The sequence below is a fragment of the Streptomyces griseoflavus genome, assembly GCF_014649995.1.
Lineage (GTDB): Bacteria > Actinomycetota > Actinomycetes > Streptomycetales > Streptomycetaceae > Streptomyces > Streptomyces griseoflavus.
On the sequence record NZ_BMUC01000012.1, the window covers coordinates 166003 to 182019 of the forward strand.

The 16017-nt window shown below is 71.5% G+C and carries 13 protein-coding genes; 9 read left to right on the forward strand and 4 right to left on the reverse strand.

Annotated elements, in window-relative coordinates; all coding sequences use genetic code 11:
* Positions 1-31: 31 nt before the first annotated feature.
* The 7 genes from IE172_RS24310 (at position 32) to IE172_RS24340 (ending at position 8812) form a co-directional block, all read left to right on the forward strand.
* Positions 32-922 (forward strand): diacylglycerol kinase, encoded by an 891-nt coding sequence (locus IE172_RS24310; RefSeq protein WP_190099435.1) that lies wholly within the window; start codon positions 32-34, stop codon positions 920-922.
* 40 nt (positions 923-962) lie between these two features.
* Complete coding sequence (locus tag IE172_RS24315) at positions 963-3821, forward strand: DEAD/DEAH box helicase (protein ID WP_190099436.1); 2859 nt, start codon at positions 963-965, stop codon at positions 3819-3821.
* A 402-nt stretch (positions 3822-4223) separates the two neighbouring features.
* Complete coding sequence (locus IE172_RS24320) at positions 4224-5834, forward strand: sensor histidine kinase (protein WP_190099437.1); 1611 nt, start codon at positions 4224-4226, stop codon at positions 5832-5834.
* Positions 5831-6238 (forward strand): roadblock/LC7 domain-containing protein, encoded by a 408-nt coding sequence (locus IE172_RS24325; RefSeq protein WP_190099438.1) that lies wholly within the window; start codon positions 5831-5833, stop codon positions 6236-6238. Before IE172_RS24320 ends, IE172_RS24325 begins: the two co-directional genes overlap by 4 nt.
* A complete protein-coding gene (locus IE172_RS24330; protein ID WP_190099439.1) occupies positions 6235-6645 on the forward strand; it encodes a DUF742 domain-containing protein in 411 nt (136 codons plus the stop codon). The genes IE172_RS24325 and IE172_RS24330 overlap by 4 nt, the downstream gene beginning before the upstream one ends.
* Positions 6626-7246 (forward strand): GTP-binding protein, encoded by a 621-nt coding sequence (locus IE172_RS24335; protein ID WP_190099440.1) that lies wholly within the window; start codon positions 6626-6628, stop codon positions 7244-7246. Before IE172_RS24330 ends, IE172_RS24335 begins: the two co-directional genes overlap by 20 nt.
* A 57-nt stretch (positions 7247-7303) precedes the next feature.
* Positions 7304-8812 (forward strand): cytochrome P450, encoded by a 1509-nt coding sequence (locus tag IE172_RS24340; protein WP_190099441.1) that lies wholly within the window; start codon positions 7304-7306, stop codon positions 8810-8812.
* On the opposite strand, the gene IE172_RS24345 is transcribed toward IE172_RS24340, so the two are convergent.
* The 4 genes from IE172_RS24345 to IE172_RS24360 all read right to left on the reverse strand — a co-directional run bounded on the left by IE172_RS24345 (position 8806) and on the right by IE172_RS24360 (position 12075).
* Positions 8806-9756, reverse strand: a complete 951-nt coding sequence (locus tag IE172_RS24345) for an RluA family pseudouridine synthase (protein WP_190099442.1) — start codon at positions 9754-9756, stop codon at positions 8806-8808. The two genes, IE172_RS24340 and IE172_RS24345, sit on opposite strands and share 7 nt — an antisense overlap.
* A gap of 61 nt (positions 9757-9817) precedes the next feature.
* Complete coding sequence (locus IE172_RS24350; protein ID WP_190099443.1) at positions 9818-10105, reverse strand: hypothetical protein; 288 nt, start codon at positions 10103-10105, stop codon at positions 9818-9820.
* A gap of 92 nt (positions 10106-10197) precedes the next feature.
* Positions 10198-11043, reverse strand: a complete 846-nt coding sequence (locus tag IE172_RS24355) for a siderophore-interacting protein (protein WP_190099444.1) — start codon at positions 11041-11043, stop codon at positions 10198-10200.
* 102 nt (positions 11044-11145) lie between these two features.
* On the reverse strand, positions 11146-12075 hold the full coding sequence (locus IE172_RS24360) for a 5'-3' exonuclease (protein ID WP_229886325.1): 930 nt from the start codon (positions 12073-12075) through the stop codon (positions 11146-11148).
* Between the two features lie 230 nt (positions 12076-12305).
* On the opposite strand from IE172_RS24360, the gene IE172_RS24365 reads away from it, so the two are divergent.
* Both IE172_RS24365 and IE172_RS24370 read left to right on the forward strand, forming a co-directional pair.
* On the forward strand, positions 12306-13397 hold the full coding sequence (locus IE172_RS24365; protein WP_190099446.1) for a quaternary amine ABC transporter ATP-binding protein: 1092 nt from the start codon (positions 12306-12308) through the stop codon (positions 13395-13397).
* Complete coding sequence (locus IE172_RS24370) at positions 13390-16008, forward strand: ABC transporter permease/substrate binding protein (protein WP_190099447.1); 2619 nt, start codon at positions 13390-13392, stop codon at positions 16006-16008. The genes IE172_RS24365 and IE172_RS24370 overlap by 8 nt, the downstream gene beginning before the upstream one ends.
* Positions 16009-16017 lie beyond the last annotated feature (9 nt).

A 16017-nucleotide genomic window follows, 5' to 3' on the forward strand; every position in this document is an offset into this window, starting at 1 on the left:
GGACCGGCTCGCAGCTCATAGGGTCACTCCCGTGACCAGCGAGATCACCCTCTTCGTCAACCCCACCGCGGGTCGCGGCCGGGGCGCCCGCGCGGCGCTGCCGGCCGCTTCCGCACTCCGGGACGCCGGCTTCTCGGTACGGACCGTCGTCGGCGACGACCCGCGGGACGCCCTGGCCCGGGCCCGCGCCGCCATCGACGAGGGCACCGGCGCCCTGATCGCCGTGGGGGGCGACGGGATGGCGAACCTCGCCCTCCAGGCCGTCGTCGGCACCGGCACCCCGTTCGGACTGGTCGCCGCCGGAACCGGCAATGACTTCGCCCGCGCGCTCGGCATGCCGCTGCGGGAACCGGCGGCGGCCGGCCGGATGATCGCCGACGCCCTCAGGTGCGGCCGGGTCCGCGACATCGACCTCGGCCGGATCGGCGGCCACTGGTTCGGCGCCGTGCTCGCCTCCGGCTTCGACTCCCGGGTCAACGACCGCGGCAACCGGATGCGGCTGCCGCTCGGACGCCTGAAGTACGACGTCGCCATGGTCGCCGAGCTGGCCGCCTTCCGCCCGCTGCCGTACCGCATCACCCTCGACGGCGGCGAGGTCCGCGAGGTCGAGGCGACCCTGGTGGCCGTCGGCAACGGGCCGTCGTACGGCGGCGGCATGCGGATATGCCCCGGCGCGGACCTCACCGACGGGCTGCTCGACGTCACGGTGGTCGGCCGGTGCAGCCGCGCCACACTGCTGCGGGTGTTTCCGAGGGTCTACGGGGGCACGCACGTCGGCCACCCCGCGGTCACCGTGCTGCGCGCCGCGAGCGTCGAGCTGGCCGCCGAGGGGGTCACCGGGTACGCGGACGGGGAGCCCGTGGGGCCCCTGCCGCTGACGGCGTGCTGCGTACCGGGCGCCCTGCGGGTCGTCGGACCCTGATCCGGCCGGTCCCCGCCGCCCGCGGGGAGGGTTCGCGGTAATGATCGTCCTGTTGTCGGTGCGGCCCGGTACGCTCGAAAGCACGATGACAGAGGATCTCTCACCGGCCGAGCGGTACGCGGCAGCACGCAGGCGCGCTGCCGAGCAGGCCACGGCGCTCGCGTCCTTCCGCGAGATGTACGACTTCGGCCTCGACCCCTTCCAGATCGAGGCCTGCCAGGCGCTCGAGACGGGCAAGGGCGTGCTGGTCGCCGCGCCCACCGGCTCCGGCAAGACGATCGTGGGCGAGTTCGCCGTCCACCTCGCCCTCCAGCAGGGCAAGAAGTGCTTCTACACCACGCCCATCAAGGCGCTGTCGAACCAGAAGTACGCCGACCTGTGCCGCCGCTACGGCACGGACAAGGTGGGCCTGCTCACCGGCGACAACAGTGTCAACTCCGAAGCCCCGGTGGTCGTGATGACCACCGAGGTGCTGCGGAACATGCTGTACGCCGGGTCACAGACCCTCCTCGGCCTCGGCTACGTGGTGATGGACGAGGTGCACTACCTCTCCGACCGGTTCCGCGGCGCCGTCTGGGAGGAAGTGATCATCCACCTCCCCGAGTCGGTGACCCTGGTCTCCCTGTCGGCGACCGTGTCGAACGCGGAGGAGTTCGGCGACTGGCTGGACACCGTCCGCGGGGACACCCAGGTGATCGTCTCCGAGCACCGGCCCGTCCCCCTGTTCCAGCACGTCCTCGCCGGGCGCCGGATCTACGACCTGTTCGAGGAGGGCGAGGGCCGCAAGAAGGCCGTGAACCCCGACCTGACGCGGATGGCGCGCCTGGAGGCGAGCCGCCCGTCCTTCGGGGACCGCCGGCGCGGGCGGGGCGCCATGCGCGAGGCCGACCGGGAGCGGGAGCGCAGACAGCGCTCACGCGTGTGGACACCGAGCCGGCCGGAAGTCATCGAACGGCTCGATTCCGAGGGCCTGCTGCCCGCCATCACCTTCATCTTCAGCCGCGCCGCCTGCGAGGCCGCCGTCCAGCAGTGCCTGTACGCCGGGCTGCGGCTCAACGACGAGGAGGCGCGGGCGAAGGTCCGCTCCCTGGTCGAGGAGCGCACCTCCTCCATCCCGGCCGAGGACCTGCACGTCCTGGGCTACTACGAGTGGCTGGAAGGGCTGGAGCGCGGCATCGCGGCCCATCACGCGGGCATGCTGCCGACGTTCAAGGAGGTCGTCGAGGAACTGTTCGTCCGCGGCCTGGTGAAGGCCGTCTTCGCCACCGAGACCCTCGCCCTCGGCATCAACATGCCCGCGCGCTCGGTGGTGCTGGAGAAGCTCGTCAAGTGGAACGGCGAGCAGCACGCCGACATCACCCCCGGCGAGTACACCCAGCTCACCGGCCGGGCCGGCCGGCGCGGCATCGACGTCGAGGGCCACGCGGTGGTGCTGTGGCAGCGCGGCATGAATCCGGAGCACCTGGCGGGACTTGCCGGTACGCGTACCTATCCGCTGCGGTCCAGCTTCAGGCCGTCGTACAACATGGCGGTCAACCTGGTCGAGCAGTTCGGCCGGCACCGCTCGCGCGAACTGCTCGAGACGTCCTTCGCGCAGTTCCAGGCGGACAAGTCGGTCGTCGGCATCTCGCGCCAGGTGCAGCGCAACGAGGAGGGACTCGAGGGTTACAAGGCCTCCATGACCTGCCACCTCGGTGACTTCGACGAGTACGCGCGACTGCGCCGCGAGTTGAAGGACCGGGAGACCGAACTGGCCCGGCAGGGCGCCTCGCAGCGCCGCGCGGAGGCCGCCGTGGCGCTGGAGAAGCTCAAGCCCGGTGACGTCATCCACGTACCCACCGGCAAGTACGCGGGGCTGGCGCTGGTGCTCGATCCCGGGCTGCCCGCGGGGCGTTCGGGCGGGCACCGCGGTGTGGAGTACCACGACGGTCCGCGCCCGCTGGTGCTGACCGCCGAGCGGCAGGTCAAGCGGCTGGCGTCGATCGACTTCCCGGTGCCGGTCCAGGCGCTGGAGCGGATGCGGATCCCGAAGTCCTTCAACGCCCGTTCGCCGCAGTCCCGCCGGGACCTCGCCTCGGCGCTGCGCACCAAGGCCGGGCACATCGCTCCGGAGCGGCACCGCAAGCAGCGGTCCCAGGCGGCCGACGACCGGGAGATCGCGCGGCTGCGCAAGGAACTGCGGGCGCACCCGTGCCACGGCTGCCAGGACCGTGAGGACCACGCCCGCTGGGCCGAGCGCTACCACCGGCTGATGCGCGACACCTCGCAGCTGGAGCGCCGTATCGAGGGCCGGACGAACACCATCGCCCGTACCTTCGACCGGATCGTGGCACTGCTGAGCGAGATGGACTACCTGCGCGGCGACGAGGTCACCGAGCACGGCAGGCGGCTGGCCCGGCTGTACGGCGAACTCGACCTGCTGGCCAGTGAATGCCTGCGCGAGGGAGTCTGGGAGGGGCTCGCCCCCGCCGAACTCGCCGCGTGCGTGTCGGCGTTGGTGTTCGAGGCCCGGGTGGCCGACGACGCGATGGCGCCCAAGCTGCCCTCGGGCAGGGCCAAGGCGGCGCTCGGTGAGATGGTCCGCATCTGGGGCCGGCTGGACGCCCTGGAGGAGGACTTCCGGATCAGCCAGACCGAGGGCGTGGGCCAGCGTGAGCCCGACCTCGGCTTCGCCTGGGCCGCCTACATGTGGGCCTCGGGCAAGGGACTGGACGAGGTGCTGCGCGAGGCGGAGATGCCGGCCGGTGACTTCGTGCGCTGGTGCAAGCAGGTCATCGACGTGCTCGGCCAGATCTCCGCCGCCGCTCCGGCCTTCGAGGGATCCACGGTCGCCAAGAACGCGCGCAAGGCGGTCGACGGACTGCTGCGCGGCGTGGTCGCCTACTCCTCGGTGGGCTGACCGCACCGGCGCCGGTGCGAAGCCCGGCGCCCCCCGCCCGAAGCCCGGTGCGCCCCGTGCGCGCCGGGCTCGTGCGTTCCGCGCGCCCTCGCGGTGGCGCGTCATCGGCCCGGCCGGCGGGCAGGATCGGATGGCCGCGGAGCCTTCCTCACCCGTGACGGTGAGCGCTCTTCGCACGCCCGAGCGTCGTGACACAGGGTGTTCGAAAAGATGCCGAGCGTGCAAATGTCCTGAGCGTACTCCTGCCCCAGAGGCCGATTCCGGCACTTGCCGAATATGACATCGCGATGATCCCGCCGGACTAAGCTCGCCCGCAGCGCACCGAGTTGAGGTGAATTCGTGCGCTTGTTCCCCTATGTGCACGTTCCCCGGTCATCAGTCGATTCGCTTCAGAGGGCTCACATGGCGAGTGATCAACTTCCCTACGCACGCGTGCTGTTGCTGCCGGCCATAGTGATGGCCGCGGCGACCGGAGCCGCCGTCGCCCTGGTGACGGAGCCCGCCCGGACCGCTGTCGGTGTGTGCGGCGCCGTGGCGACCCTGCTGGTGACCGCCGCCACGGCGGAGGCGGTACGCCGCGGCCGCGTGCTGCGGGAGGCCCGGGCGGAGTACGGGCGTCACCGTGCGTATCTGGAGGCGCGGATCGCCGCCCACGACACGGAGACGCAGTACTTCACCGAGCGGGTCGTCCCCGCGGCCCTCGACCACCTGCACGGCGGCAACGACCCCGACGAGGTGATCCGCGCCCTGCCCGGGCTCGACCCGGCCTGGCGCGACCTCCCGAAGTACCAGATCGTGCTGCTCAGGGCGATGCTGAGGATCATCGACGACGAGGAGAAGCTGCGCGACTCCTCCCAGCGCTCCTTCGTCAGCATCGCCCGCCGCGTCCAGGCGATCGTGCACCAGCAGGCCAAGGAACTGCGCGAGATGGAGGAGGACCACGGCCGCAACCCCGAGGTCTTCGACGACCTGCTGCGCATCGACCACGGCACCGCGCTGATCGGCCGGCTCGCCGACTCCATCTCCGTCCTCGGCGGCGGCCGGCCCGGACGCCAGTGGCCCCAGCCCGTCGCGCTCTACAGCGTGCTGCGCGGCGCGATGTCCCGCATCCTCGAATACCGCCGCATCGACCTGAAGTCGATCGCCAAGATCAACATCAAGGGCATCCACGTCGAGCCGGTCATCCACGCCGCCGCCGAACTCCTCGACAACGCCACCCGCTACTCGCCCCCGACCTCCAAGGTCAGCGTCACCGCCACCGAGGTGCAGACCGGCGTCGCCATCGAGATCGAGGACGCCGGAGTCAGCCTCGACGAGCAGGCCAGGGCCCGGATCGAGAGCATCCTGGAACAGGCCCAGCGGGGCGTCGACCTCCAGGAGATCGGCGGCAACCCGCGTCTCGGCCTCGCCGTCGTCGGCCGGCTCTGCACCGCGTTCAACATGCAGGTCTCACTGCGTGCCTCCGCCTACGGCGGGGTCCGCGCCGTCCTCGTCGTGCCGAGCGAGATGATCACCGACGAGCCGGGTGTGGGGCTCGCCCACGGTATCGGGGCGACCGCCGTGCCCCGTCCCGTCGACGCCCTCCCCGGCCCGGAGCGCGCCCCCAAGAGGCGCCGTCCCACCAGCCCCCGCATCCCCGCCACGGTCCCGCTGGAGGACGACGTCCCCGAGGTCACCGAGTGGACCGCGGGCGGACTGCCGCAGCGCCGCAGCCGGGTGAAGACCCCGCTCGCCCAGCGGTACGCCGAGCAGGCCGCCGTCGAACGGGCGAAGCGGGAGGCCAGGGAGCGGGGTGAGGAGTACCACGACATCTGGGCCACTCCCGAGCCCGAGAAGAGGAAGCGCGACGACCGCGAGCCCGGGCTGTGGGTCGACGCCTTCTGGGAGGGCCTGAAGAAGGACCTCGACCCGGGCGTCCACCCCACCGACTTCACCCGCAACCCGACCGCCTACCTGCATCTCATCAACGAACCGGCCCGCACCGAGGCCGACGACGAGGGGGACCTCAAGTGATCCAGCAACGGGCCAACTTCGACTGGATGCTCAAGGAGCTCGCCGACGGCGTACCGGGCGTCGAGATGATCGTGGTGCTCTCCGCCGACGGCCTGCGCATCGCCCGCTACGGCGGTGAGCCCGACGCCGCCGACCGGGTCGCCGCGGCCTGTGCGGGCGTACAGAGCCTCGCCGGGGCCGTCGCACAGGAACTCCCGCACGGCGACGGCGAGATGAAGATGGTGCTCATCGAGATCGACGAGGGCTACTTCTACCTCATGGCGGCCGGCGCCAACGCCTATCTCGCGGTGCTGTCCGACATGACGTGCGAACCCGGCCGGATGGGCGGCATGATGCGCGACCTCGTCGTCCGCATCGGCGCCCATCTCACCAGTCCGCCGCGACGCGACGGGCAGACCGTATGACTCCTCCGCGACGCCACAGGCGCACCCCCCAGGACGGCCCGCCTCCCCGTCCGGCCGCACCGGCCGGGAAGCAGGGAGCGGGCGGCAACCCCGAGCGGCTGTACGTGGTCGCCGGTCCGGACGGCGAGCGGGCGGACATCGACCTGGTGACGCTGATCGTCGCCCGCTCCCCGGACCCTCCGCCCTCCGCCACCCCCGAGCAGGCGGCGCTGCTCCGGCTCTGCGCCGCCCCCCTGTCCGTGGCCGAACTGTCGGCCTACCTCAGCCTGCCGTTCGGCGTGGTGACCGTGCTGCTCACCGAGATGCTGACGGCGGAACTGGTCCAGGCGCGCTCCTCTGCCGTCCGCGAGGCGCTGCCCGACCGTTCCCTTCTCGAAGCGGTGATGCATGGACTTCAAAGGCTCTGAGACCGTCCCCGGACCCCGGGCCGAGGACCGGTTGCCGCACACGGCCGAAGCCGCGGTGAAGATCGTCGTCGTGGGCGGTTTCGGGGTCGGCAAGACGACCATGGTCGGCTCGGTCAGCGAGATCAAACCGCTGACCACCGAGGAGACCATGACGCAGGCCGGCATCGGGGTCGACGACGACTTCGGCTCGGCGTCCAAGACGGCCACCACCGTGGCCATGGACTTCGGCCGCATCAAGATCACGGACCAGCTGGTGCTGTACCTGTTCGGCACCCCGGGCCAGGAGCGGTTCTGGTTCCTGTGGAACGGGCTGTTCGAGGGGGCACTCGGCGCGGTCGTCCTGGTCGACACCCGTCGCCTCGAAGTCAGCTTCGACGTCATGGGGCGCCTGGAGGAACGCGGCGTGCCGTTCGTCGTCGCCGTCAACTCCTTCCCGGACGGACCGCGTTACCCCATCGCCGACCTGCGGTCCGCCCTCGACCTGTCCGAGCGCGTCCCCATCGTGGAGTGCGACGTGCGCCGCCGGGCCTCCAGCCGGGACGTCCTGATGACCCTGATGCGGTTCCTGCACTCCCTCGCCATGACGGGCTCGCGCACCTGAACCCCAGGACCCCTGCCGCCCCCCAGCCTCCTGCCGCATCCCTCCGGAGCGACCACTGTGACGCCTGAACCCCACTCCCTGACGGAAGAATCCCCGACCGGCCCGGACGGCTCCCGGCCGGAGCCGCCCCCCGGCTGTCCCGCGCACGGGCCGGGCCCCGGCGGTCTCGCCCGGCTGCACGAGTCGCGGGACCTGCGGAAGCTGTACGAGGACCTGCGCGCCGAACACGGTCCGGTGGCGCCCGTCCTGCTCCACGACGACGTGCCGATGTGGGTGGTCCTCGGACATGCCGAGAGCCAGCACCTGGTGCGCACCCCCGCGCAGTACTGCAAGGACAGCCGCATCTGGTCCCCGCTCGGTGCGGGCCTGGTCAAGCCCGACCACCCGCTGATGCCGCACATCGCCTGGCAGCCGATGTGCGCGCACGCCGAGGGCGACGAGCACAAGCGGCTGCGCGGCGCCATCGACGCCGCCGTGGCGGCGACCGACTTCCGCGGACTGCGCCGGCACGTCAACCGCAGCGTCCAGCGGGTCGTCAACCGCTTCTGCGAGGCGGGCGAGGCCGACCTGGTGAGCCAGTACGCCGAGCACCTGCCGATGGCCGTCATGTGTCACGTCCTCGGCATGCCCGACGAGTACAACGACCGGATCGTCGAGGCCGCCCGCGACATGCTCAGGGGCACCGAGACCGCCATCGCCAGCAACGCGTACATCATGGGGGCCCTGGAACGCCTCACCGCCCGGCGCCGTGCCGAGCCGCTGGACGACTTCACCGGCCGTCTCATCGCCCACCCGGCCGGGCTGACCGACGAGGAGGTCAGCCAGCACCTCAGAGTGGTGCTGATCGCCGCCTGCGAGGCCACCGCCAACCTCCTCGCCAACGTGCTGCGCCAGGTGCTGATCGACCCGCGCTTCCGCTCCCAGCTCAACGGCGGCCAGATGACCGTCCCCCAGGCGGTGGAGCAACTGCTCTGGGACGAGCCCCCGTTCAGCACCATCTTCGCCTACTTCGCCAAACAGGAGACGGAGCTCGGCGGCCGGCGCATCCGCAAGGGAGACGGACTGCTGTTCGCGCCCGCGCCGGCCAACGTCGATCCACGCGTACGCCCCGACCCGACCGCCGACATGCGGGGCAACCGCTCGCACCTCGCCTTCGGCGGCGGCCCGCACGAGTGCCCCGGCCAGGACATCGGCCGGACCATCGCCGAAGTCGGCGTCGACGCCCTGCTCATGCGGCTGCCCGACGTGGAACTCAGCGTCGGTGAGGAGGAGCTGGCCTTCACCGAGTCCATCGCGTCGCGCCATCTCGTGGCCCTGCCCGTCCACTTCACGCCCCGGCCGCAGCAGGAGGTGACGCGAAGGCCGAGCCACGAGAACGACGCGCCCCCGCAGCAGGACTGGCACATCGGCGGGGGCCGGCCGAGGACGCCGGCGGTCGCCGGGCCGGAGCCCGCCGCGACACCCGTGGAGCCGCCCGTGCCGGTGCCGCCGCCCCCGCCGGTACCCGAGCCCACCCCGCCGCGGAACGCGTGGCAGCGCTTCCTGCGCTGGTGGCACGGCTACTGACCGGCCGCCCACTCCTCCGGCGAGGTCCAGGCGGCGAGGCTCCGGCCGCTGGTGAACCGGTGCTCCACGCCCGTCACCGGATCGGTGAACTCCAGTGCCCGCGCGAGGAGCTGCAGCGGGCGCCGGAAGTCACCCGCCGGGACCGGGCCGGTCACCACGGGATAGAGCGGATCACCGAGGATCGGCACACCGAGGGCGTTCATGTGGACCCGCAGCTGGTGGGTCTGCCCGGTGAGGGGCACCAGCCGGTACCGGCCGAGACCGTCCGGGCGGTGGCCGGCCGGCTCGACGCGGGTCACCGCGTTCGGTTCGCCCTCGACCTCCTCGGCGGTCAGCACCCCGCGTTCCTTCACGATCCTGCTGCGCACGGTCCGGGGGAGTTCCAGCGCCGGGTCGTACGGGGCGACGGCCTCGTACTCCTTGTGCACCCGCCGGTCGCGGAACAGCGTCTGGTAGGCGCCGCGCTCCGCGGGCCGCACCGTGAACAGCACCAGACCCGCGGTGAGCCGGTCGAGGCGGTGCGCGGCGCCCAGCTCCGGGACGCCCAGCTCATGGCGGAGCCGTGCGAGCGCGGTCTGGGCGACATGGCTGCCGCGCGGTGTGGTGGCCAGGAAGTGGGGCTTGTCGACGACGACGATGTGCTCGTCCCGGTGGACGACCTCCAGCGGGAAGGGCACCGGCACCTCGTCGGGCAGCTCCCGGTGGAACCAGAGGAACATGCCGGGCACGTACGGCGTCCCGGCGGACACGGGACGCCCGTCCGCGCCCACGATCAGCCCCGCGGCGAACATCTCGTCGACCACGCCGGGACCGGCCGTCAGCCGCTGCACCAGATGCTCCCCCACGGTGGCCCACTGCTCCCCGGCGGGCAGCCGCAGCCGCACGGGGTCCACCCCGTGGCGCTGCGGCAACGGAGGGGGCGGCACCGACCGTCTGCGTCTCACACCGGCCAAGCCTACGGTCGCCGGGCGACGCGGACGCCCCCCGGTTCCCGCCGCGGTCGCCTCAGCCGTCCGCCTCACCCTCCTCCTCGAGGCGTACCGCCCGGGTCAGTTCCGCCTCGATCTCGAGGAGCGGCCGGCCCTGGGCGCGGGCGTAGTCGGTCACCGCGACGCGGACGTCACGGGCGAGGTCGCGCCACGCCCGCCAGGCCGTCTCCCACGTCGCCCGCTGCTGCGCGCTCCACTGGGCGCGCGTGCGCGGGTCGTAGGCCTCCCGCAGGTGCCGTACCCGGTTGTGTGCCTCGTCCGCCGCGCGCTGCTTGGCCACGAGTTCGTCGAAGGTGTGTGCCACGCGCCCGGATCCTGGGCCAGTGACCCGCCTCCCGGCCGGTCGCCACGCCGCCCGGGGCCGCGCGGCACGCCCCGGTTCACCCGGCCGGAGGGTCAGGCGGAGGCGCGGGCGCTTTCCTGCTCCGCCTCGATGCGCGCGTTCCAGTCCTGCTTGGAGGCCTGCCAGCCGTCCTCGTTGTGGCCGAGCCGCCAGTACCCGGAGATCGAGAGGTCCTCGCGCGCGATCCCGCGCTCCACCCGCAGCAGCCCGCGCAGTTCCTTCACGAAGTGGGCCTCGCCGTGCACGAAGGCGTGCACCCGGCCCTCGGGGAAGTCGAGGGCGCGCACCGCCTCCACCAGCGCCTCGCCGACCCGGCGGCCACCGCGGTGCAGCCACCGCACCTCCACGTCGGAGTCGATCTTCTGCTCCTCCTCGGGGCCGGAGACCTCCACGAAGGCGAAGGCCCTGGCCCCGCGCGGCAGCGACTCCAGCGAGCGGGCGATCGCGGGCAGCGCGCTCTCGTCACCGACGAGGAGATGCCAGTCGGCGGCCGGATCCGGGGCGTAGGCGCCGCCGGGGCCGAGGAACCGCACCGGCTCGCCCGGCCGGACGGCCGTCGCCCAGGGGCCCGCGAGTCCCGCGTCGCCGTGGACGACGAAGTCGAGGGTGATCTGCCGGTGCTCGGCGTCCCACTGCCGCACGGTGTACGTGCGGGTCACCGGCCACTGGTCGCGCGGGAACTCCTCGCGGATGCGCTCGAGGTCGAAGGGCTCCGGGTAGGTCACTCCCGCGGGCGGGAAGAGCAGCTTGACGTAGTGATCGGTGCAGGTGTCCGCCGCGAGGCCGGCGAGGCCCTCACCGCCGAGCACCACGCGCTGCATGTGCGGGGTCAGCCGCTCGGTGCGGATCACCTCGGCGGTGCGCGGGGTGCGGGTCGCGCGTACCGGTCGCTCTGCCATGAGGTGCCTCCCAGCTTCCACGGTTAGGTAAACCTAAGTTAACACCTTGATCGGGGTCGGCGGAGGGAACGGGTCACCGCACGGCCCGGCCCGGTGTGCGCCTCACGACGACAGCGTCGTCAGCAGCCGCTGCAGCGAGCCGCCCAGCCCCCAGCGGGCGGCCAGCGACTCCACCGCGGCCGGGTCGCGCGGCGCGCGCGGAAGGGCCGTGTCGACGTCCGGCAACGGGACGTCGTCGGCGACCCGGACCACCTTGGGAGCGACCGCCAGGTACGGCCGCGCCGCGTCGAGGCGCCCCCGCTGTGTCGGTGTCAGCCTGGTCCGCGGGTCGTCCACGGCCGCCAGGATCCCGGACAGGTCGCCGAACTGGGCCAGCAGCTTGGCCGCCGTCTTCTCCCCGACACCCGGCACGCCCGGCAGTCCGTCGCTCGGATCGCCGCGCAGCAGCGCCAGATCCGCGTACCCCTTGCCGTCCACCCCATACTTCTCGCGCAGCGTCGCCTCGTCGGTGATCTGGAGCGTGCCCACGCCCTTCAGCGGATACAGCACCCGCACCCCGCGCGCGTCGTCCACGAGCTGGTACAGGTCGCGGTCACCGGTGACGATGTCGACCGGTCCGCCCGCCCGGGCGGCGAACGTCCCGATCACGTCGTCCGCCTCGTACCCCGCGACCCCCACCCGGGCGATGCCCACCGCGTCGAGCACGGCCTCGATGACCGGCACCTGCGGCGACAGCGTGTCGGGTACCTCCTCCTCGTCCGGACCCTGGGCGCGCTCCTCGGCGACCCGGTGCGCCTTGTAGGAGGGGATCAGCTCCACCCGCCACTGCGGACGCCAGTCGGCGTCCATGCAGGCCACCAGGTGATCCGGCCGGTGGTCCTTCACCAGGCGGTCGATGAAGTCGAGCAGTCCGCGCACGGCGTTCACCGGCGAGCCGTCCGGAGCCCGCACGGACTCCGGGACGCCGAAGAAGGCACGGAAGTACAGGGAGGCGGTGTCGAGGAGCATCAGTCGTCCGGTCACGTCCCGCATCATGCCGCACCCCACCGACAGCGACCGGCAGGAAGCGTGTCCGTGCGCGATGCGCAACGGGTTGCGTCCTGCGCTCCAGGTGTGAAGCAGCACACGAAGGTGTTTGCCCCGGACGAAAGCGGGGAGGCGCGGGCCCGGAGCGATACCGGTTACAGATTCAACTGTCAGGGCCGCGTGAGCCGCCCGCCGGGCATCGCTCCTGTCCTTTGCCGTCGAGACAAGAGGTACGCGTGTCATCAAGGCTTGAGGCCGAGCATCTGTTCAAGGTGTTCGGCAGACGACCGGACCAGGCGGTCGAACGACTGCGCCAGAGAGAAGCCGACCGGGAGGAGCTGCGCGCCGACGGCGTCACCGCGGCCGTCATCGACGCCTCGTTCACGGTGGAGCCGGGCGAGATCTTCGTCGTCATGGGCCTGTCCGGCTCGGGCAAGTCCACCCTCCTGCGGATGCTGAACGGCCTGCTGGAGCCGACCGCCGGACACGTACGTTTCGACGGCCAGGACCTGACCGCGCTGCCCGACCGGGAACTGCGCCAGGTCCGCTCCAGGAAGATCAGCATGGTCTTCCAGCACTTCGCGCTGTTCCCGCACCGCAGCGTCCGCGACAACGCCGCCTACGGTCTTGAAGTGCAGGGCGTGCCCCGCGCCGAGCGCGAACGCCGCGCCGACGAGGCGCTCGCCCTGTGCGGCCTGGCCGGCTGGGAGAAGTCGTGGCCCGACGAGCTGTCCGGCGGTATGCAGCAGCGCGTGGGCCTGGCCCGCGCCCTCGCCACCGACGCCGACCTGCTGCTGATGGACGAGTCCTTCAGCGCCCTCGACCCGCTGATCCGCCGCGACATGCAGGACCAGCTGATCGAACTGCAGAAGAAGCTGAAGAAGACGATCGTCTTCATCACCCACGACCTCAACGAGGCCATGCGCCTGGGCGACCGGATCGCGGTGATGCGTGACGGCCGCATCGTGCAGATCGGCACCGCGCAGGACATCCTGATCCGCCCCGCCAACGACTACGTCGCCTCCTTCACCCAGGACGTCGACCGCTCCCGCGTCCTGACCGCCGGGGCCGTGATGGACCGCGAGGTGCGGGGCGACGAGGCCGACTGCGGCTGCGAGACCGCCAGGCCCGACACGCCGTTCACCGACCTGTGCGCGATCAGCGCGCGCGTCCCCCACCCGGTGGCGGTGCTCGACCGGGAGGACGCCCTCGTCGGCGTCGTGCCCAGACAGCGCCTCGTCGGGTTCCTGGGCGACGAGGAGTCCGACCCCGGCGTCTGCGACACCCCCCGGGACAAGGGCGGCGAGAAGGTGATGGCCCGTGCCTAGGATTCCGCTCGGCGACTGGGTCAACAGCACCGTCGACTGGCTGCTCGACAACGTCACCTGGCTGTTCGACTTCTTCAAGGCCGTCTTCACCGGCGCCTACGACGGGGTCAACGCCGTCCTGCAGGCGCCCGAACCGCTGATCCTCTGCGGCATCTTCGCGGTGATCGCCTTCTGGCTGCGCGGCACCTTCGCCGGTGTCCTCACCTTCGTGGGCTTCGCCTTCCTCGACTCCATGGAGTTGTGGGAGGACTCGATGGTGACGCTGGCCCTGGTCATCGTCGCCACCGTGATCGCCCTGGTCATATCGGTGCCGGTGGGCATCTGGGCGGCCCGCTCCGACCGGGTCAGCGCCTTCGTCCGGCCGATCCTCGACTTCATGCAGACGCTCCCGGCGATGATCTACCTCATCCCGGCGATCCTGTTCTTCGGGACCGGCCCCGCCCCGGGCATCGTCGCCACCCTGATCTTCGCGCTCGCCCCGGGCGTGCGCATGACCGAGCTGGGCATCCGCCAGGTCGACAAGGAACTGGTCGAGGCCGCCGAGGCGTTCGGCACCACGCCCCGCAACACCCTGATGCGCGTCCAGCTGCCGCTGGCCCTGCCCACGGTGATGGCGGGCGTCAACCAGGTCATCATGCTCGGGCTGTCCATGGCGGCGATCGCCGGCATGGTCGGTACCGGCGGCCTCGGCGGCGCCGTGATCGAGGCCATCGGCCAGCTGAACATCGGCCTGGGCGCCGAGTCCGGTCTCGCCATCGTCATCCTGGCGATCTACCTGGACCGCATGACCAGCGCCCTGGGCACGCACGTCTCCCCGCTCGGCCGGCGCGCCGCCGCCAAGGCGCGGGCCGCGCAGGGACTGAGGATCTGGTCCTACCGGCCCCGTCCGCAGGTCGCCGTGATCGGCATCGTCGTCCTCGCCCTGGTCGGCGGCGGCATGGGACTGTTCGGCGGCGGCGCCGGCTCCACCGGTACCACCGCCGGCGACCGGAAGGTCGGCGACGGCAAGAAGATCAGCATCGGCTACATCCCCTGGGACGAGGGCGTCGCCTCCACCTTCCTGTGGAAGGAGATCCTCGAACAGCGCGGCTTCGAGGTCGAGGCCAAGCAGCTCGACGCCGGGCCGCTCTACACCGCGCTCGCCCAGGGCGACGTCGACTTCCAGACCGACGCCTGGCTGCCCACCACGCACGCGGAGTACTGGAAGAAGTACGGCAAGCAGCTCGAGGACCTCGGCACCTGGTACGAGGAGACGACGCTGGAGCTGTCCGTTCCGGCGTACATGGAGGACATCGACTCGCTGGAGGACCTGAAGGGCAAGGCCTCCACCTTCGGCGGGAAGATCACCGGCATCGAGTCCAGCGCCGGCATGATGGGCCTGCTGAAGAGCAAGGTCCTCGGGGACTACGGCCTGGACAAGGAGTACAAGGTCGTCGACAGCTCCACCCCGGCGATGCTGGCCGAGCTCAAGCGCGCCTACAGCAAGAAGGAACCGGTCGTCGTCACGCTCTGGTCGCCGCACTGGGCGTACAGCGACTACGAGCTGAAGAAGCTGAAGGACCCCAAGGGTTCCTGGGGCGAGGGCGACGCCGTGCACCTGGTGTCCCGCAAGGGCTTCGCCGGTGAGAACCCGGTCGTCGGCCAGTGGCTGAAGGACTTCTCGATGACCGAGAAGGAACTCACCGGCCTGGAGGCCGAGATCAACAAGGCGGGCAAGGGCCGGCAGCAGGACGCCGTCCGCGCCTGGCTCGCGGAGAACCCGGGCGTCGTCGACAGGCTGGCGCCGGTCGGCTCCGGTTCCGGGGACACCCCCGCCGAGGCGAAGCGGGCCCTGGACGTGGCGTGGTTCCCCTGGGAGGAGGACGTCGCCATCACCTACCTGTGGAAGAACGTCCTGGAGCGGCGCGGCTACAAGCTGAACCTCAAGCAGATGGAGGTCGGCCCGGTCTACACCGGCCTCGCCTCCGGGGACCTCGACCTCAACTTCGACGCCTGGCTCCCGCACTCGCAGAAGAACTTCTACGAGCCGAACAAGGACAAGCTCACCGACCTCGGCACGTGGTACGAACCGGTCTCGCTGGAGATCTCCGTGCCCTCCTACGTCAAGGACGTCAAGTCCCTGGCGGACCTCAAGGGCAAGGCCGACCTGTTCGACGGGCGGATCATCGGCATCGAACCGGGCACCGGCCAGATGGACATCCTCAAGAACAAGGTCCTGCCGGCCTACGGACTGGACGAGGAGTACGAGGTCGTCGACGGTTCCTCGCCGGCGATGCTGGCCGAGCTCAAGCGGGCCTACGCCAAGAAGGAGCCCGTCGCGGTCACCCTCTGGTCGCCGCACTGGTCGTACAGCGAGTACGAGCTGACCAAGCTCGAGGACCCGAAGCGCGCCTGGGGCGAGAACAACACCATCCACACCATCGCGAGCAAGAAGTTCCCCGAGCAGTACCCGCAGCTCACGAAGTGGATCAAGGGCTTCACGATGAGCGAGGACGAGCTCGGCACCCTGGAGAAGGAGATCAAGGACCGGGGCCAGGGCAAGGAGGAGGAAGCCGTCGCCGCCTGGCTCGAGGAGCACCCGGACGTCGTGGGGCGGATGACCCCGCGATAGCCGACCGCG